At 66.9% G+C, this 18832-nt stretch carries 16 protein-coding genes and 1 pseudogene; 5 read left to right on the top strand and 12 right to left on the bottom strand.

Going from position 1 to position 18832, the window contains the following annotated elements:
* The first annotated feature begins 80 nt into the window (after positions 1-80).
* The gene (locus EV657_RS17825; RefSeq protein WP_113668620.1) at positions 81-953 is read left to right on the top strand and encodes an ATPase; all 873 of its coding nucleotides are present in this window, start codon (positions 81-83) and stop codon (positions 951-953) included.
* On the opposite strand, the gene EV657_RS17820 is transcribed toward EV657_RS17825, so the two are convergent.
* On the bottom strand, positions 925-1494 hold the full coding sequence (locus tag EV657_RS17820; protein WP_075785823.1) for a carbohydrate kinase family protein: 570 nt from the start codon (positions 1492-1494) through the stop codon (positions 925-927). The two genes, EV657_RS17825 and EV657_RS17820, sit on opposite strands and share 29 nt — an antisense overlap.
* A 166-nt stretch (positions 1495-1660) precedes the next feature.
* On the opposite strand from EV657_RS17820, the gene metA reads away from it, so the two are divergent.
* From metA to ppk2, 3 genes are read left to right on the top strand one after another with little or no spacing between them, the layout of a single operon-like run.
* Complete coding sequence (gene metA, locus EV657_RS17815; protein ID WP_075785822.1) at positions 1661-2587, top strand: homoserine O-acetyltransferase MetA; 927 nt, start codon at positions 1661-1663, stop codon at positions 2585-2587.
* Positions 2588-2589: 2 nt separating this feature from the next.
* Positions 2590-3462 (top strand): alpha/beta fold hydrolase, encoded by an 873-nt coding sequence (locus tag EV657_RS17810; protein WP_113668618.1) that lies wholly within the window; start codon positions 2590-2592, stop codon positions 3460-3462.
* Positions 3463-3497: 35 nt separating this feature from the next.
* Positions 3498-4373, top strand: a complete 876-nt coding sequence (ppk2, locus tag EV657_RS17805) for a polyphosphate kinase 2 (protein WP_134079159.1) — start codon at positions 3498-3500, stop codon at positions 4371-4373.
* Positions 4374-4389: 16 nt separating this feature from the next.
* On the opposite strand, the gene EV657_RS17800 is transcribed toward ppk2, so the two are convergent.
* The 4 genes from EV657_RS17800 to EV657_RS17785 form a co-directional block, all read right to left on the bottom strand.
* Positions 4390-5499, bottom strand: coding sequence for an ABC transporter ATP-binding protein (locus EV657_RS17800; RefSeq protein WP_243627672.1), 1110 nt, complete (start codon positions 5497-5499; stop codon positions 4390-4392).
* Positions 5496-6296 (bottom strand): ABC transporter permease, encoded by an 801-nt coding sequence (locus EV657_RS17795; RefSeq protein ID WP_108022969.1) that lies wholly within the window; start codon positions 6294-6296, stop codon positions 5496-5498. Before EV657_RS17795 ends, EV657_RS17800 begins: the two co-directional genes overlap by 4 nt.
* The gene (locus EV657_RS17790; protein ID WP_134079157.1) at positions 6293-7198 is read right to left on the bottom strand and encodes an ABC transporter permease; all 906 of its coding nucleotides are present in this window, start codon (positions 7196-7198) and stop codon (positions 6293-6295) included. The genes EV657_RS17795 and EV657_RS17790 overlap by 4 nt, the downstream gene beginning before the upstream one ends.
* A 156-nt stretch (positions 7199-7354) precedes the next feature.
* Positions 7355-8227 carry an NAD(P)-dependent oxidoreductase gene (locus EV657_RS17785; protein ID WP_134079156.1) on the bottom strand — a complete coding sequence of 291 codons (873 nt, stop codon included), beginning with the start codon at positions 8225-8227 and terminating at the stop codon, positions 7355-7357.
* Between the two features lie 80 nt (positions 8228-8307).
* On the opposite strand from EV657_RS17785, the gene EV657_RS17780 reads away from it, so the two are divergent.
* Positions 8308-10776: a penicillin acylase family protein gene (locus tag EV657_RS17780; RefSeq protein WP_075785815.1), complete on the top strand. Its 2469-nt coding sequence runs from the start codon at positions 8308-8310 to the stop codon at positions 10774-10776.
* A 299-nt stretch (positions 10777-11075) separates the two neighbouring features.
* Here the strand turns inward: EV657_RS17780 and EV657_RS17775 are convergent, their stop codons facing one another.
* From EV657_RS17775 to EV657_RS22780, 7 genes and pseudogenes are all read right to left on the bottom strand, one after another.
* Positions 11076-11912 (bottom strand): lysozyme family protein, encoded by an 837-nt coding sequence (locus EV657_RS17775; RefSeq protein ID WP_243837716.1) that lies wholly within the window; start codon positions 11910-11912, stop codon positions 11076-11078.
* 90 nt (positions 11913-12002) lie between these two features.
* On the bottom strand, positions 12003-13256 hold the full coding sequence (gene hflX / locus EV657_RS17770) for a GTPase HflX (RefSeq protein ID WP_134079174.1): 1254 nt from the start codon (positions 13254-13256) through the stop codon (positions 12003-12005).
* Between the two features lie 32 nt (positions 13257-13288).
* Positions 13289-13522 (bottom strand): RNA chaperone Hfq, encoded by a 234-nt coding sequence (hfq, locus tag EV657_RS17765; protein WP_042461931.1) that lies wholly within the window; start codon positions 13520-13522, stop codon positions 13289-13291.
* Positions 13523-13659: 137 nt separating this feature from the next.
* Positions 13660-15183, bottom strand: coding sequence for a TrkH family potassium uptake protein (locus tag EV657_RS17760; RefSeq protein WP_134079154.1), 1524 nt, complete (start codon positions 15181-15183; stop codon positions 13660-13662).
* Positions 15184-15186: 3 nt separating this feature from the next.
* The gene (gene trkA / locus EV657_RS17755; RefSeq protein ID WP_075785812.1) at positions 15187-16563 is read right to left on the bottom strand and encodes a Trk system potassium transporter TrkA; all 1377 of its coding nucleotides are present in this window, start codon (positions 16561-16563) and stop codon (positions 15187-15189) included.
* Between the two features lie 58 nt (positions 16564-16621).
* On the bottom strand, positions 16622-18040 hold the full coding sequence (ntrX, locus tag EV657_RS17750) for a nitrogen assimilation response regulator NtrX (protein WP_075785811.1): 1419 nt from the start codon (positions 18038-18040) through the stop codon (positions 16622-16624).
* A 3-nt stretch (positions 18041-18043) separates the two neighbouring features.
* Positions 18044-18790: pseudogene (locus EV657_RS22780) on the bottom strand (sensor histidine kinase); the annotation flags it as partial.
* Positions 18791-18832 lie beyond the last annotated feature (42 nt).

Below are 18832 nucleotides of genomic sequence, written 5' to 3'. Positions count from 1 at the left end.
CGCGTTTCGCGGGCGGCGATTGGGTTTGACCGCCCCGCAGCGGCGGGATAGGACGCGGCGCGGATCGAAGGGGTGGTCGGATGATCTATGAGACGTCAGAAGCCTGGCGGCAGGCCAAAACCCGGCAGGTATTGCTGTTCGGCATGTCGGGGCTGGGCAAGACCCATGTGTCGAACATGCTGCGCGCCGAGGGCGGCTGGTTCCATTACTCGGTCGATTACCGCATCGGCACCCGCTACATGGGCGAATTCATCGCCGACAATTTCAAGCGCGAGGCCATGAAGGTGCCGCTGCTGCGCGAGCTTCTGCGCACCGACAGCGTGTTCATCGCCTCGAACATCACCTTCGACAATCTCGCGCCGCTCTCGACCTATCTGGGCAAACCCGGCGCGCGCGACAGGGGCGGGCTGCCCTTCGACGAATACATGAACCGCCAGGCCCAGCACCGCGAGGCGGAAATCTCGGCTCTGCTCGACACCCCGCGCTTCATCGACCGCGCGGCCCAGCTTTACGGCTATTCCGATTTCGTCTGCGATTCCGGCGGCTCGATCTGCGAGGTCGTGGACCCCGAGAACCCCGAGGACCCGGTGCTGTCAGCGCTGTCCTCGCATCTGCTGCTGGTCTGGATCGAGGGCAGCGACGCCCATACCGCCGAACTGGTGCGCCGCTTCGACCGCGCGCCGAAGCCGATGTATTACCAGCCCGAATTCCTGCATGCCGCCTGGGCCGATTATCTGTCCCAGACCGGCCTGACCGAAGACGCTGTCGATCCCGACGCCTTCGTGCGCTGGACCTATGCGCGCGCGCTGGCCCACCGCCAGCCGCGCTATGCCGCGATGGCGCGGAACTGGGGCGTCAAGGTCAGTGCCGAAGAGGTCGCGAAACTGCGCAGCCCCGAGGATTTCGCCGACCTCATCGCCCGGGCTATCGACACAGCGCCAGCGCGCCGCTGATCGCCGGGCCCGCGCCAGCCAGCCCGAACCGGCCCAGCGTGTAGCCCGCCCCGTTGCGGATCTCGAGGCTTCGCCCGCGCATCAGCGCTCCCAACAGGGGCGCCCCGGGCGGAAGGCTCGCCAGCGCGCTGAGATCGCCCGCCCCGGTGAAGCTGACCGGAAATCCCTGCCCGTCCACGGCCAGCATCAGCATGTTCGGCCCCGGGCTGCCCTCGACGCCTGCCAGTTGCAGGATGCGCTGGCCGCCCGGCGCGCAGAAGAGATAGAACAGCACATCCGGATCGGCCTCGGAGCGGGTCCCGGCGAAGGCCCCGCGTCCGTCCGCTGTCGGACCGCTGGCCCAGGGGACCGGCGCGGGCGCAGCTTCCGAGGGACATCTTTGCGCCACGCAGGCGGCATAGGCCGGAGTGTCGGCCGGGCCGAAGGCCGAGAGACAGCTCCAGATGCACCGCTGCAACTCCCATTCGGGACCCTCCTGGGCTGCGGCCGGGCGCGGCATCCCCGCCGCCAGCATCCCGGCACAGGCCAGAATCGGCAGCACTCTTCGTGATCTCGGCCTTGTCCCGCGCACGCTTTCCCCTCCGGTTTCGCCGATTGTTCCATGTGATGAAACCGTGCAGGGTCCCTTCTGTCAATTGACCCGCCTCTCCCTTGAGAGACGGCCCCAACTGACCTATGTTCACGCGCCGTTCGAGTGGAGATGTCCGATGCCCATCAAGATCCCGACCGACCTTCCCGCCTTCGACGTTCTGGCGCGCGAGGGGGTCATGGTGATGGGCGAGGATGCGGCGCTGCGTCAGGACATCCGGCCCCTGAAGATCGCGCTTCTGAACCTGATGCCGAAGAAGATCCAGACCGAGACGCAATTCGCCCGGCTGATCGGCGCGACGCCCCTGCAGATCGAATTCAGCCTCGTGCGGATGACCGAGCACAAGACCAAGAACACCGCCGCCGAGCATATGGAGACCTTCTACCGCCCCTTTGCCGAAGTGGCGGACAGCGGCGAGAAATTCGACGGGCTTCTGATCACCGGCGCCCCGATCGAGCATCTGCCTTTCACCGAAGTCACCTATTGGAACGAGCTTACCCAGGTCTTCGACTGGACCCAAAGCCATGTGCATTCGACCTTCGGCATCTGCTGGGGCGGCATGGCGATGATCTATCATTTTCATGGCGTCCAGAAGCACATGCTGCCAAGGAAGGCCTTCGGCTGCTTCCGGCACAGCAACCTTGCCCCCGCCTCGCAATATCTGCGCGGTTTTTCCGACGATTGCGTGATCCCGGTCAGCCGCTGGACCGAAATGCGCCAGGACGAGATCGACGCGGCCCCCGGGCTGGTCACACTGCTGGGAAGCGACGAAAGCGGCCCCTGCCTGGTCGAGGACGCCGCGCATCGCGCTCTCTATATCTTCAACCATTTCGAATATGACAGCGACACGCTGAAACAGGAATACGACCGCGACGTGGCCAACGGTACCCCGATCAACGTCCCGCAGAACTATTATCCGGGCGACGACCCCGCCCTGCCGCCGCAGAACCGCTGGCGCAGCCACGCGCATCTGCTTTACGGCAACTGGATCAACCAGATCTACCAGACCACCCCCTTCGACCAGACCCTGATCGGAACCCGCTGAGCATGCCCGAGGACTACGCCCCCACCGGACGGATGATCGAGATCGACGGGCTTCAGGTCCATGCCCATCAGGAGGGCGCCGGGCCCGACGTGATCCTGCTGCATGGCGCGGGCGGCAATACCCGCGACTTCACCTTCGACCTGCTCGGGCGACTGTCGGGCCAGTTCCGCGTGACCGCCTTCGACCGGCCGGGGCTCGGCCATACCGACCCGCTGCACCCGAATGGCGAAAGCCCCGCCGAACAGGCCGCCGTGCTCGAGGCCGCCAGCCTCCGGCTGGGGCTTGGCCCGGCGGTGCTGGTCGGCCATTCCTTCGGGGGGGCCGTGGCGCTTGCCTGGGCGCTCGACCATCCGGCGCGGGCGGCAGCCATCGTGTCGCTCGCGGGCGCTGCGATGCCCTGGCCCGGCGGGCTCGGCCCCTATTACGAACTGGTCTCGTCGGATTTCGGGTCGATGTTCATGGTGCCGCTGATCTCGGCCTTCGTGCCGCGCTTCGTCGCCGACCAGACCATCGCCCGAATCTTCGAACCCGACCCCGTGCCCGACGGCTATGCCGACCATATCGGCATCGCGCTCAGCCTGCGCCCGGACACGCTGCGCGCCAATACCCGGCAGGTGAACGGGCTCAAGCCCCATATCCGCGCCATGGCCGCGCGCTATGGCGAGTTGCGGATGCCGGTCGAGATCCTGCATGGCACCGCCGACCGGATCGTGCCGATCGAGGTCCATTCCCGGCCGCTGGCCGAACGCCTGCCCAACGTCCACCTGACCGAACTCGACGGCGTCGGCCACATGCCCCACCACGCCGATCCCGAGGCCGCTGTCGCGGCGATCCGCCGGGCGGCGACGCGGGCCGGATTGCGTCCCGCCGCCTGATCGCCATACTGCCCGGGACCGTCCCGGAGCATGCGATGACAGATGATCTTCCCTTCGACGGCGCGATCACCCGCTTCTACGAGCACGACGCGCCCCACGAGATCCGCAAGGCCATTGCCGACATCCGCAAGCACGACATCCTGTCCGACAGCTACCCCTATGACCGGCTGCTGGACAAGCACACCTATGCCGAGGATCTTGAGGCGCTGCAGATCGAGCTGGCCAAGCTGCAAGCCGATGTGAAGGCCACCGGCAAGCGCATCGCGGTCCTTTTCGAGGGCCGTGATGCGGCCGGCAAGGGCGGTACCATCAAGCGGTTTCGCGAGAACATGAACCCGCGCGTCGCCCGGCTGGTGGCGCTGCCCGCGCCCTCGGACCGCGAGAAAAGCGAATGGTATTTCCAGCGCTATGTCGAGGAGCTGCCCGCGGGCGGCGAGATCGTGCTGTTCGACCGGTCCTGGTACAATCGCGCCGTGGTCGAGCATGTCTTCGAGTTCTGCACCGACGCCGAGCGCGAACGCTTCTTCGATCAGGTTCCCCGCTTCGAGGAGATGCTGGTCGACGAGGGCGTGCTGCTGGTCAAGATCTGGCTGAACGTGGGCCAGGCCGAGCAGCTGCGCCGCTTTCTGCAGCGCGAAGGCGACCCGCTCAAGCAATGGAAACTGTCCTGGATCGACGTCGAGGGACTTAGGCGCTGGGACGCCTATTCGGCGGCGATCCGCGAGACCTTCATGCGCACCCATACCGGGCCCGCCCCCTGGACGGTGATCCGGTCGGACGACAAGCGCCGGGCGCGGCTGGCCGCGATCCGGCGCGTCCTGTCGCTGGTCGACTACAAGGGCAAGAAGGACAAGATCGTGGGCGACCCCGACCCGCGGGTCTGCGGCGGTCCCGAAATCTGGACGCTCTAGCCCCCGACCCCGGGCCTCAGGCGAACAGCACCAGCGACCGCGCATCCCAGGCGACCCGCGCCTCGGTGCCCCGGTCCAGCACCGGCCGCCCGACGAGGTTCTTCATCGAGATCGTCATCGGCCGGTCGACCCCGTCAAGCCGGACCACGTAATAGGTCATGTCCCCGTAATAGGACAGATCCTCGACCGTCCCGATCGCGACGCGGCGGTCGGTGGTTTCGCCGGGAAACAGAATCGACATGGTCTCTGGGCGGATGCCCACGCTTTGGGTCTGGCCCGGATGCCAGCCGCCGGGCAGCTGGTCGGGGGCGATCACCGCGCGGCCCAATCCGGCCGCCTCGACCTCGATATGGGTCTCGTCGCTGACCGTGGCGGTCGCGGGCAGGAAGTTCATCACCCCGATGAATTCGCCCACCTGACGCGTGTTGGGCCGCCGATACAGCTGTTGCGGGGTGTCGAGCTGGGCAATCTGGCCCTCGAACATCACCGCGATCCGGTCGGACATGATCAGCGCCTCTTCCTGGTCGTGGGTGACCAGAATGAAGGTGATGCCCACCTGCCGCTGCAACCGCCGCAGCTCGGTCTGCATCTGTTCGCGCATCTTCTTGTCCAGCGCCGACAACGGCTCGTCCAGCAGCAGCACCTTGGGTTCCAGGATCAGCGCGCGGGCCAGGGCGACGCGCTGGCGCTGGCCGCCCGACAGCGCATGGGCGGCGCGAGCGCCATAGCCCCTGAGCCCCACCATCTCCAGCGCCTCGGCCACCTTGCGGGCCTTCTCGTCGCGGCTCAGCGGCTCGCGCCGGAGACCGAAGCCCACATTCTCGGCCACCGTCAGATGCGGGAAGATCGCGTAGGACTGAAACACCATGTTGGTGGGCCGCACATTCGCCGGCACCCGTTTCATGTCCTTGCCGTCGATCATCAGCCGGCCGCCCGACAGTTCCTCGAAGCCTGCGATGGTGCGCAGAAGCGTGGTCTTGCCACAGCCCGACGGCCCCAGCAGGGAAAAGAACTCGCCCTGCCGGATCTCGGCACTGATCCCCCTCAGCGCGTAATACTCGCCGTAGTATTTCTCGACATTCTCGAGCGCGATGATGGGGCGTTCGACGCCCAGCGTGTCTTTCACAGGAAACCTCCGGCGTCGGCCTGTCCGGTGCGCGCGACGCCCCGGCGGCGGAAATATTCGGCAATGGCAAGCAGGATCACCGAGGCCAGCACCAGGATCGTGCCCAGCGCCATGATCACGGGGATCTTCTGCGGAAAGCGGAGCTGGCCCCAGATATAGACCGGCAGGGTCGGGTTGGTCCCGGTCAGGAAGAAGGCGATGATGAACTCGTCCAGCGAGATCGTGAAGGCGATCAACAGCGACGAGATGATGCCCGGCATCACCAGCGGCAGCGTGATGAGCCGGAAGCTGGACCAGCGGGTTTCACCCAGATCGATGGCGGCCTCTTCCAGCGAGACGTCGAGGCTTTGAAAGGCCGAGTTCAGGATCGCGATGGAAAACGGCGTGCACATCAGCACATGGCCCAGCACCACCGTCCAGGACCCGAGCGGCAGGCCGAGTTGCAGCAGCACCACCAGCAGCGAGACCGCCACGATGATTTCTGGCAGCACCAGCGGCAGCATGATCAGCCCCAGAATGCCCTTCTTGCCCGGAAAGGCAAAGCGCGTGCCCGCCCGGGCGGCACAGATCCCCAGACAGGTGGCGATCAGTGCCGAGGACACCGCGATGATCAGGCTGTTCAGCACCGCCGCATGCAGCGCCGGGATGGTCAGAAGCTCCTTGAACCATTCCAGCGTGAAGCCCTTCAGCGGAAAGGCGATCACCGTGCCGTCGTTGAAGGCAAAGATCGGCAAGAGCGCGATCGGCGCATAGAGGAAGATCAGATAGAGGATGGCGTAAAGCCTGAGGCTCTTCATTTCTGCCCCTTCAGGTACCGGCGATTGAGGAACAGAAAGACCAGCGAGACCGCCGTGACCATGGCCATCGCCAGCACCGCCAGCGCCGCCCCCATCGGCGCGTTGTTCAGCTTCAGGAACTGGGTCTGGATCATGTTGGCGATCATCAGCCCGTTCGGCCCGCCGACGAGGCGCGGCGTGACATAATCGCCGATAGTCGGGATGAAGACGATCAGCACGGCCGCCACGACCCCCGGCATCGCCAGCGGCAGCGTCACCCTCAGGAAGGTCATGACCCGGCTTTCGCCCAGGTCGCGGCTGGCCTCCAGCAGCGAGCGGTCGATCTTTTCAAGCGCCACATAGATCGGCAGGATCGCGAAGGGCGCATAGGCATGGGCCAGCGTGATCACCACCGCATTGGCGTTGTAGAGAATGAAGCTCAGCGGCTCGTCGATGATCCCGAGCCCGGTCAGCGTGGTGTTCAGCACGCCGTTATAGCCAAGGATCACCTTCCACAGAAAGACCCGCATCAGGTAGGACGACCAGAACGGGATGGTGATCAGAAAGATCCACATCGACTTTCTGGACGGCGGCACGCTGAACGAGATGAAATAGGCGATGGGAAAGGCGGTCAGCACCGTCGCCGCCGTCACCGCCAGCGAGATCACCAGCGAGCGCAGCAGAAGCTCGCCATAAAGCGGATCCGACAACGCCTCGCGATAGTTCTTCAGCGTCAGCGTGGTATCGAGCGTCAGGTAGTCCTGCGTCCAGAAGCTGAACAGCACGATGGCCGCCAGCGGCGCGGCCAGCAGCAGCAGCGCGTAAAGGAAAGGCGGCGCCACCAGGAAATACCCCTGGGACGCCTCGCTTCGGCCCAACCGGGGCCAAGCCTTGATCTTGATATTGATCTTGATCTTGATCATCGGAATCGCGCCACTCCCCGTTTCGGACGCGATCATGGAAACAGACGCCGCCCTGTGCAAGGGCACCCGGGCCGTCCCGGGCAAGTTCCTTGGGCACCTGCCCGAAATTTCGGCAGAACCCCGCGGATGCCCGGTGCGGCCCGGTTCGGGCCGGGCCTAACCCATCGCCCGCAAGCGCTTGATCAGGCTCGAGGTATCCCAGCGCGCCCCGCCCAGCTTCTGTACGTCCTTGTAGAACTGGTCGACCAGCGCGGTGACCGGCAGACTGGCGCCGGTCCGGTCGGCGGTGGCCAGACAGATGCCCAGATCCTTGCGCATCCAGTCGACCGCAAAGCCATGGTCGAACTCGTCGTCCAGCATGGTCTGATAGCGGTTCATCATCTGCCAGCTGCCGGCCGCGCCGCCGCCGATCACCTCGACCACCGCGCGTCCGTCAAGCCCGGCCTTCTCGGCGAAATGCAGCCCCTCGGACAGGCCCTGCACCAGCCCCGCGATGCAGATCTGGTTGACCATCTTGGTCAGCTGCCCGGCACCGGTGCCGCCCATCCGCTTGGACAGCTTGGCATAGGCGCCCATCACCGGCTCAGCCGCCGCATAGGCCGCCTCGGGGCCGCCGCACATGATCACCAGCTGGCCGTTCTGCGCGCCCGCCTGCCCGCCCGAGACCGGCGCATCGACGAAGGCAATGCCCCGCGTCTCGGCCAGCGCCGCCATCTCTTCGGTGACCATCGACGACACCGTGGTGTGATCGACAAAGACCGCGCCCGAAGCCATGCCGGCAAAGGCCCCGGTGTCGCCGTCGCAGACCGCGCGCAGATCGTCGTCATTGCCGACGCAGGCCATCACGAATTCGGCCCCCTCGGCCGCAGCGGCAGGCGTCGGCGCGGCGCGGCCGCCATGCTCGGCCACCCAGGCCTCGGCCTTGGCGGCGGTGCGGTTGTAAACGGAGACCTCATGGCCCGCGGCGGCAAGATGCCCCGCCATCGGATAGCCCATCACCCCAAGCCCCAGAAACGCAACCCGTGCCATGCGGCTCCTCCCCTCGTTGCATGAAACGCCATTTGCCCTTACCTAACGGCCTCATCCGAGGCGTCAACAACGGGTGCGCCATGCCCAATCTCTTCCGCTGGCTGTTGCGGATCTTCACCGCCGTCGTGGTTCTGGCCGGTCTGGGGATCGGCGGCGCCTATTACCTCGCCGCGCGGTCCCTGCCCGAGTATAGCGGGACGCACGAGGTCACGGGGCTGAGCGCCCCGGTCGAGATCGTGCGCGACCACACCAGTGTGCCGCATATCTTCGGCAAGACCGACGAGGACGTGTTCTTCGGACTGGGCTATGCCCATGCCCAGGACCGGCTCTGGCAGATGACGGTGCTGCGCCGGACGGTGCAGGGGCGGCTGTCCGAACTGTTCGGCGCCCGGACGCTGAAGATCGACGAACTGATGCGGCGGCTCGACCTCTACGGGCTCGCGCAGAAATCGGTTGCGGCCCAGGACCCGCAGACCCGCGCCGCGCTCGAGGCCTATTCGCGGGGCGTCAACGCCTGGATCGAGACCGTCAACACCGAGGCGCGCGGCCGCGGCGCGCCGGAATTCTTCCTGTTCCGGCCGGAAGTCGCCTATTGGCAGCCGGCCGATTCGATTGCGCTCGTCAAGCTGATGGGGGTGCGCTTGTCCTCCCATCTCGACGCCGAGGTGCTGCGCGCGCGCGTTTCGCTGCTGCTCGAGCCCGGGCGGGTGATGGACCTGCTGCCCGACGCGCCCGGGCCGGGGCTTGCCGCCCTGCCCGACTATGCCGAGCTTGCCCCCGGGGTCGTGCCCTCCTCGGCGCCGCTCGCGCGCTATGCCGAAGGCCAGCTGTCGCCCTTCCTCGGACCGGATCTCGCGGGCGCCTCGAACGCCTGGGCGGCGGCGCCGAAACGCTCGGCCGCGGGCGGCACGCTGCTGGCCAACGACCCGCATCTGGGCTTGGCCGCGCCCTCGATCTGGTACCTCGCGCGGCTGGAACTTTCGACCGGAGGCGTGATCGGTGGCACCATCCCCGGGATTCCGACGATCCTTTCGGGCCGCTCGGCCAAGCTGGGCTGGGGGCTCACCACCTCCTATCTCGACGATCAGGACGTGTTCCTCGAACAGCTGAACCCCGACGATCCCGAGGAATACCGCACCCCCGACGGCTTTCGCCCCTTCGAGACCCGGCGCAGCATCATCAAGGTCGCCGATGCCGAACCGGTCACGATCACGCTGCGCTGGACCGAGAACGGGCCGGTGCTGCCCGGCACCCATTACGATCTGGCCTCGATCACCCCGCCCGGCCATGTCGCGGCGGTGAGCTGGACGCTCTTGAACGGCGCCGACACCTCGATGAGCGCGGCGATGCGGGTCATGCGGTCGCAGACTGTCGACGAGGCGATCGAGGCCGGGCGGTTCTTCGTCGCGCCTTCGCTGAACCTGACACTGGTCGACGAGGACAATATCGCGCTGCAGATGATCGGGGCGATGCCGCGCCGCACCGCCGCCAACCAGAGCCAGGGCCGCCTGCCCCAGCCCGGCTGGAAGGAGGAAAACCGCTGGCAGGGCTGGCTGAACTATGCCGCCAATCCCAGCTTCAGAGACCCGGCAGGCGGTATCCTCGGCAACACCAACAACAAGCTCGTCGACCGGCCCTTCCCGCTTCATGTCAGTTTCGACTGGGGCGACACCCAGCGGATCCAGCGCTGGAAGCGGCTGATGGAGACCCGCAAGGTCCATACCCGCGAAAGCTTCATCGAGGCCCAGCTGGACACCGTGTCCTTCACAGCGCGCTCGCTTCTGCCGCTGGTGGGCAGGGATCTGTGGTTCACCGGCGAGCCCGCACCCGCGGGCAGCCCGGAACGGCGGCGCCACCGGGCGCTGGAACTGCTGGCGGGCTGGAACGGCGAGATGAACGAACACCTGCCGGAACCGCTGATCTATGCGGCCTGGATGCGGTTCTTGCAGCGCGACCTGATCGAGGACGACCTGGGCCCGCTTGCACGCGAAATCACCCATGTCGAGCCGCTGTTCATCGAGCGGGTGTTCCGCGACATCGACGGCGCCTCGGTCTGGTGCGACATCCGCCAGTCGGCCGCGCAGGAGACCTGCACCGAGATTGCCCGCAAGTCGCTGGACGAGGCGCTTCTGTATCTGTCGGAAACCTACGGCGGCTCGCTCGAATCGCTGCGCTGGGGGCAGGCGCATCAGGCCTGGCACGATCATCCGGTGCTGGGCGAGACGCCGCTTCTGAAATGGATCGTGAACATCCGCCAGCCGACCTCGGGCGGCGACAACACGCTGAACCGGGGCCTGACCAAGGGGACCGACCCGTTCCCCTTCGCCAATGTCCATGGCGCAGGCTATCGCGGGGTCTATGATTTCGCCGATCCCGACAGCTCGGTCTTCATTATCTCGACCGGGCAATCGGGCCATCCGCTCAGCCGCCATTACGACGATCTGGGCGAGTTGTGGCGCCGGGGCGAGTACATCCCGATGTCGCTCGACCCCGATCTGGCCCGCGCTGCGGCGGTGGGTATCACCGATCTGGTGCCGAAAGCCGAGTGACCCTGTGTCCTCCGTCGCCGCGCACTCACCACCGCAGGGGGGCGGCCCGGCTTTTGGCACGTGACGAAGGGTTCGAGCCCGCCACCGGCTCCAGGACCCGGTGGCGGGCTCTCTCCCGGATCGGGGCGCGACACACGGTCCAGCGGGGTATTTCGGGGTCCGCGCGGCGCCATCCGGCGCGGGGCAAGGGCGGCACATCCGGCGTTCGCCGGCCCCAAGGCGACGGCGCAGGCCCGCGAAGCCGGCTCGCCCGCGTGCCTCAGGACATCGCCCCCGGAACGCGGCGACCTGCAGCCGCCTCAGCCGTCCTTCGGAGGACGGGGGTGCGCCGGGGCGATGCGGGTCATCGCATCCTCGAACTGGGCCCAGGTCATCGTCGCACGGTTGCCCGCAACGCCATGGTAGTAGGACCGGCCGCTGGCGGTCGGCAGACCGGCCCAGATCTGCGCCAGATTGTGCATGAAATCCTTGCGCTTCAGATCGCCCGCGCCGAAGGCGCTGAGCCCGGCCTCTTCCAGCAGCAGATCGGCCAGCCGATCCTGAACCGGCGCCGAGAACTGGGTGCGCTCGCTCAGCCCCAGTTCGGCCACCAGACGGCGCAGCGTCTCGGGGATGAACTGATAGCGGCCGATGGCATGGGGCTGACCGGGGGTGTCGGCGATCCATTTGTAGATCTGGCCGATGGTCAGTTGCGTGGGCCGCCCCGGCGGCAGGATCTTCGCGCCGTGCTGAACCGCGTCATAGCCCATACGCCCGGCCTCGGCCCGGCCGATCAGAAGCCGGATGCCTTCGGCCAGCGCCGCAGTCGTGCCACCCGGACGGAGCGGCGTAAAGACCGACACCGGGCCAGACGGCGCCGCCCGTTGCGGCCGGTCGGGAGAGGGGGCGAACAGGCTCGACCCCTCGCGTCCGGCGAAAAGACTGGCGCCGGACGGACCCGGCCCCGAGGCAGGCATCTGGGTCAGCAACGGCCCAGAAGCACCGCCCGCTGCGCCAAGAAACCCGCCCCCCGCAATCAGCGAGACCGGCTCGGCCAGCGCGGGGCGCAGGACAGAGGCCAGGGCAAGCCCGAGTCCGAGGATAAGGGCAAGGGCCAGTTCGACAGCCAGCATCGGCACGCGGTTTCGCGGGGGCATCGGCACCTCGTTCTGAGTGCGTGAATTGCCCGCGACCCTGCCAGCCAGAAGTTCAGATTTCGTTGCTGGCGGCCCGAACCGCCCGGCGCCTCAGAGGCTGCGAAACCGCTGTTCCTGCCGCGCCGTCCAGTTGACGGTCAGGGTCGAGCCGTCATCGTCGGGCGCCTCGCCCTCGACCACGCCCTGATCGTAAAGCCAGGCACGGCGGCGTCCATCGCCATGATCGAGATACAGCTCGCGCCGCTGCCGGGTTTCGTCGAGAATCCCGGTCACCGCCGCCAGCAGCGGCTCGATCCCCTGCCCGGTCCAGGCCGAGATTGCCTCGACCCGCTCGTGCCGCGCCGCGGCCGCCTCGACCGCCGCGCGCCGGTCTGGATCCAGCAGGTCGGTCTTGTTCCAGACCTCGATCTGCGGCGTCTCGCGCGCCACACCGAGATCCGCAAGGATCGTGCGCACGTCCTCGGCCTGGGCCTCGCTGTCGGGATGGGCGATGTCGCGGACATGCAGGACCAGATCGGCCTCCAGCACCTCTTCGAGCGTCGCGCGGAAGGCCGCGACCAGCTGCGTCGGCAGATCCGAGATGAACCCCACCGTGTCCGACAGGATCACCTTGAGCCCCGTCGGCAGCGCAACGGCCCGCATCGTCGGGTCGAGCGTGGCGAACAGCATGTCCTTGGCCAGCACCTCGGCCCCGGTCAACCGGTTGAACAGCGTCGACTTGCCGGCGTTGGTATAGCCCACCAGCGCCACGATCGGGAACGGCACCTTGCGCCGGGCGGCGCGGTGCAGATCGCGGGTCTTGACGACCTTCGACAGCTGCCGCCGGATCCGGGTGATCGCCTCGTCGATGGCGCGGCGGTCGGCCTCGATCTGGGTCTCGCCGGGCCCGCCGACGAATCCCAGACCGCCCCGCTGGCGTTCGAGGTGGGTCCAGGCCCGCACCAGCCGCGTGCGCTGATAGCTGAGCGCGGCCAGCTCGACCTGCAGCACGCCCTCGCGGGTCCGCGCCCGGTCGGCGAAGATCTCGAGGATCAGCCCGGTCCGGTCAAGGATCTTGACCTTCCAGGCCTTTTCCAGATTGCGCTGCTGCACCGGGCTGACCGGCCCGTCGATCAGCACCAGCTCGACCTCGGCCCCGGTCAGCCTCTCTTTCAACTCGTCGATCTTGCCCGACCCGAACAGATAGCCCGCCCGGGGCCTCGCCAGCGGCACGACCTCGGCGCCCGCGACCTCAAGCCCGGGCAAGGCCCCGGCCAGCGCCACGGCCTCCTCAAGCGCGGGGCCAGACGCCCGGCGCTCGCGGTCGGACGATATGTCCGGATGCAACACCCAGGCGCGGGTGATGCGAGGCGCGGACCCTGCCGGTTCGGCCGGGCTCAATCCTCACCTTCGTAAAGGTTGATCGGCTGCGAGGGCATGATGGTCGAGATTGCATGCTTGTAGACCAGCTGGGACTGCCCGTCCCGGCGCAACAGCACGCAGAAATTGTCGAACCAGGTGATCACGCCCTGCAGCTTGACCCCGTTGATCAGAAAGATCGTGACCGGGACCTTCGTCTTGCGAACATGGTTAAGAAACGCGTCTTGCAGGTTTTGCTTATCGGCAGCCATTTTTTCTTTGCCTTGTTGTCTATTCTGCCCCTCGGCGGACAGCCGTCTCCCTCTGGGGGCGAGTATGAAGCGAGGTTTACTCAGATTCCAGCCCTGTTCAACGTGTTCCACAGGTGAATTTTGCATCGCCCCGAGGATCACTTGCGCCAGAATTCGGGATTCAGCAGCGCAATGATCGCCAGCGTCTCGAGCCGCCCGAGGATCATCGCGCTTGCCAGGACCATCTTCGCGGCATCGCCGAGCGCCGAATAGGACAGCGGCGGGTCGGTCGCGGCGGCGGTCAGCGGGCCGGTCGTGGTCAGCGCCGCGACCGTCAGCACCATCGAGGCCTCGAAATCGAGCCCCAGAAACCCCAGCGCGACCATGACCACCGCCACCGACAGCGCGAAGAGCATGAAGAAGACAAAGGCGATCTGCGCGCCCTGACGGCGGATGCGGCGGGCGAAGGCGCCCGCGCCCCCGACCGAGGACGGATGCACCAGCTTTTCCATCTCGCGGATGCCGTGCTTGTAAAGCGCGTAGATCCGCAAAAGCTTGACGCCCCCCGCCGTGGTCGCGACGCCGCCGCCGAAAACCGCAAGCCCCACAAGAATCAACCCCGGCGTCGCCAGCCCGGACCATTGCCGGGCGTCGATCCATTCGACCGAGGCAAAGCCGGTGGTGGTCAGGTAAGATGTCACCGTGAAAATCGCGCCCCAGAGCGCGCCAAGCGCCGCCAGCCCGTTTTCCTCGGCGGCGACCTCATAGGCGCCGACCCAGTGCCGGGCGAACAGGAAGACCGTCACCACCCAGGCGATGCCGACCCCCATCCGCAATTCCAGATCGTCCTTCAGCCGGCGCCAGCTTTCGGGGCGGAAATCGAACATGAACATCTGCCGCGAAATCGCGAAGAGCATGAAGCCCCACAGCATGATCTCGCCCGCGATGCCGCTTTGACCGCCCGCAACCCCGCCGACCGGCGAGATCCCGGAGGTCGAGAGCACCGACATCGCATGGCAGGCCGCCACCAGCGGCCCCTCGCCCGCCACCAGCATCAGCACCCAGAGGCAGGCGGTCAGACCGACATAGACCGGCGCCAGCTGCTCGGCGAAACGCATCAGCCGTTCGCGCGGATCGTGGGCCGGGTGAACCGCGCCGCGCTCGGGGCCGACACGACCGGCGATGCTGCCCGCTCCGGCCGTCACCTCGAAGCCGCCGAGGTTCATCGGCGCCAGGATCGCGATGGCGGTCACCCAGACGAAGAACCCGCCCAGCCAGCCGACCAGCGCGCGCCACAGATGCACGCCCGCGGTCAACCGTTCGGGACTGTCGAACAGCGTCGCCCCGGTCGTGGTCAGGCACGAGATCATCTCGAAATAGGCGTTGAGAAAGCTCGTGTCGCGCACCGCCTCGGAAAACGGCACCGCCAGCATCACCGGCAACAGCGCATAGAAGCCCAGCATCGCCAGCAGATGGCTGCGGGCCTGGTTGCGGACCGGCCGGTTGATGGTCGACAGGCCGATCAGCACGGTCAGGACGGAAAACAGCAGCCCGGAATTGAAGAAGGCCCGCGCCGTCGTCCAGTCGCGTTCGGCCAGCGCAAGGCCCACCGGCGGAAACATCGCCAGCGCCCCGATCCCCATCAGGATCACCAGGAAGGGAAGATCGGCCAGCCGTCGCATGGCTCAGAAGAAGTCGATGGACACCTGCAGCAGGCGCTCCACCTCGGGGACATCGGCACTGAGGGCGAAGATGACCACCATGTCGCCCTCCTCGATCCGGGTATCGCCGCGCGGCAGGATCACCTTGCCGGCCTTCATCACCGCGCCGACCAGCGCGCCTTCGGGAAAGTCGATATCCTGCACCCGCTTGCCCGACATGGGCGAGGTCGACAGCACCTGCGCCTCCAGCACCTCGGCCTCGGCATCGCCGATCGAATAGACCCCCCGCACCCGGCCATGGCGCACATGGCGCAGGATGGAGCTGACGGTGGTGGCGCGCGGGTTGATATAGGCGTCGACCTCTAGCGCGCCCATCAGCGACACGAGCGAGGGATCGTTGACCAGACAGATCGCCATCGGACAGCCCGCCATCTTGGCGCGCACCGCGGCCAGCAGGTTGGTCTTGTCGTCGTCGGTCACCGCCAGCACCGCGTCGGCGCGCTCGATATTGGCTTCGGCCAGCAGGTTGATGTCGAGCCCGTCGCCGTTCAGCACGATGGTCCGTTCCAGCGCATCGGCCGCGATCTCGGCCTGGCGGCGGTCCTTCTCGATCACCTTGGCGCGGATCCGGTCCTCATGCGCCTCCAGAGCCTTGGCCACCGACAACCCGACATTGCCGCCGCCGATGATGACCACGCGCTCCTGTTTCTTGGTCGACTTGCCGAAGATCTCCAGCGTCCGGTTCACGTCGTCGACATGGGAGAAGACATAGATCTGGTCGTCGGGGAACAGCTGGTCGCCCGGCTCGGGCGCGAACAGCGTGCCCTCGCGGCGCACCCCCACCACCAGCGCGCGCAGCGTCGAGAACAGGTCGGTCAGCTGGCGCAGCGGCGTGCGCAGGACCGGGCAATCCTCATCGAGCGCGATCCCCAGAAGCTGCGCCTTGCCATGCAGGAAGCTTTCCGTGTCGAAGGCGGCAGGCGCTGCCAGACGCTGCAGCGCGGCCTCGGCCACCTCGCGTTCGGGGCTGATCACCACGTCGATGGGCATGTGATCGCGGCGGTAGAGATCGGAATAGATCGCGGTCAGGTAGGACTGCGCCCGAAGCCGCGCGATCTTGCGCGGCACGGCAAAGATCGAATGGGCCACCTGACAGGTCACCATGTTGACCTCGTCGGACTGGGTGGCGGCGATGATCATGTCGGCATCGCGCGCGCCCGCGCGTTCCAGCACGTCCGGATAAGAGGCATGGCCCGCGATGCCCTGCACGTCCAGCGCGTCGGTGGCGCGCCGGATCAGGTCCGCGTTCATGTCGACGATGGTGACGTCGTTCTTCTCGCCCGAGAGGTGGCGGGCGATCTGCCAGCCGACCTGGCCCGCGCCGCAGATGATGACCTTCATGCGCCCCGTATCCGTCAGGCAAATCTGGCTCAATCCATCGCAGAAGCGGCCCGGAGGGTCAATCGGCGGCGGAGGGCTCCTCTTCCTCCTCCAGATGCGCGATCCGGCCGCCCGCCCGTGCCGTCGTCACCACGCCCAGCGACTTGAGCTTGCGGTGCAGCGCCGAGCGTTCCATGCCGACGAAATTGGCGGTCCGCGAGATGTTGCCGCCAAAGCGGTTGATCTGGGTCAGCAGGTATTCGCGTTCGAACAGCTCGCGCGCCTCGCGCAGCGGCAGCGTCGCCAGCGCGCCCGCCAGCACGATCCGCCCCTCCTCGGCCGGCCCCTCGGCCTGCATCGGCAGCTCGGCCGCAAGGATCGGGTCCGTGCCCTCGCCGAGGATCAGCACCCGTTCGATCACGTTCTTCAGCTGGCGCACGTTGCCGGGCCAGGACATGGTCTGCAACAGCGCCTCGGCCTCGTCCCCCAGCGCGCGCAGCGGCAGACCCTGCAACCGGTTGAAGGTGGCGATGAAATGGCGCGCCAGTTCGGGGATGTCCTCGCGGCGTTCGTCCAGCGAGGGCACGTCGATCGGCACCACGTTCAGCCGGTGATAAAGCTCCTCGCGGAAGGTGCCGCCCTGGATCCCGGCGGTCAGATCGCGCGTGGTCGAGGAAATCACCCTTATGTCGACCCGCACCTTGTCGGTGCCGCCCGCGCGCTGGAACTGCTGGTCGACCAGCACCCGCAGGATCTTCGACTGGGTGCCCAGCGGCATGTCGGCCACCTCGTCGAAATAAAGGATACCGCCATGGGCCTGTTCCAGCAGACCCTTTTCGACCCCGCGCGCAGCGCTTTCGCGCCCGAACAGCACCTCTTCCATCCGCTCGGGCTCGATCGAGGCGGAATTGACCACGACAAACGGCCCCGAGGCGCGGCCGGAATTGGCATGGATATAGCGCGCCGCGACTTCCTTGCCGCAGCCGGACGGCCCCTTCAGCATCACCCGCCCGTTCGACCGGGTGACCTTGTCCAGCTGCGATTTCAAGGTCTTGAAGGCCGGACTTTCGCCGATCATCTCGGCCTGGACCACATCCTTGCGGCGCAGCTCCTGGTTTTCGCGCCTCAGCCGCGACGCTTCCATCGCCCTGCGAATGACGACCAGCAACTGGTCGATATTGAACGGTTTTTCGATGAAGTCATAGGCGCCCTGCTTGATCGCCGCGACCGCGATCTCGATATTGCCATGGCCCGAGATGATGACGATCGGAATGTCGGGGTTGTCGCGCTTGACCTTCGACAGGATGTCGATCCCGTCCATGGTGCTGTCCTTCAGCCAGATATCGAGGATCATCAGCGCCGGAGCGGCAGCGTTGATCTCGGCCATGCAGGCATCGGAATTGGCGGCCAGCCGCGTCGTGTAGCCCTCGTCCTGCAGAATGTCCGAGATAAGCTCGCGAATGTCGCGCTCGTCGTCGACGATGAGGATGTCACCCATGTCCTACTCCCCGGTTGCCGCTGTTTCTGGTGTCGTGTCGCGGGTCGCGCCCCGTGCCATGCCCTCTGCCGGATCGACCGGCAGTGTGATTTGGGCCAGAGCGCCGCAATGGGCGCCCTCGGCGAAAGGCTCGGCGTCGCGCAGGTCGAGCCGCCCGCCATGTTCCTCGATGATCTTCTTGACGATGGGCAGGCCCAGCCCGGTGCCGTGATCGCGCGTGGTCACATAGGGCTCGAAAAGCCGCGCCCGGTCCTGCGGCAGGCCGACGCCATTGTCGGCAATCCGGATCGTCGCGCTGCCCTCTTCGACGTCAAGCCGCACCCGGATCTCGGGGGCATAGCCTTCGGGCTCGCCCTTTGTCCGAAGACTGTCAATGGCTTCGCCCGCGTTCTTCATGATGTTCGTCAGCGCCTGAGAAATCATGGTCGCGTCCAGTTCCGCCGGAACCGGCGTCCGGGGGATCTCGGCCGTGAAGGCCACGCCGGGCTGGCCTGCCTCCTGCAACAGCACCGCGTCGCGCAGAAGGGCCGCCAGATCGACCGGCTTGCGGTCGGGCTCGGGCATCCGGGCGAATTTGGAAAACTCATCAACGATGCGCCGCAAGTCATTGGTTTGCCGCACGATCACGTCGGTCATCTGGTCCAGCGCCTCGGCCTGATCGCCGACCGCAGCGCGGAACTTGCGCTTGATCCGCTCGGCCGACAGCTGGATCGGCGTCAGCGGGTTCTTGATCTCATGCGCGATCCGGCGCGCGACGTCGCCCCAGGCCGCCATCCGCTGCGCCGTCACCAG

The organism is Rhodovulum visakhapatnamense, from assembly GCF_004365965.1.
GTDB classification, from domain to species: Bacteria; Pseudomonadota; Alphaproteobacteria; order Rhodobacterales; family Rhodobacteraceae; genus Rhodovulum; species Rhodovulum visakhapatnamense.
This window is presented reverse-complemented; position numbering and strand designations above follow the sequence as displayed.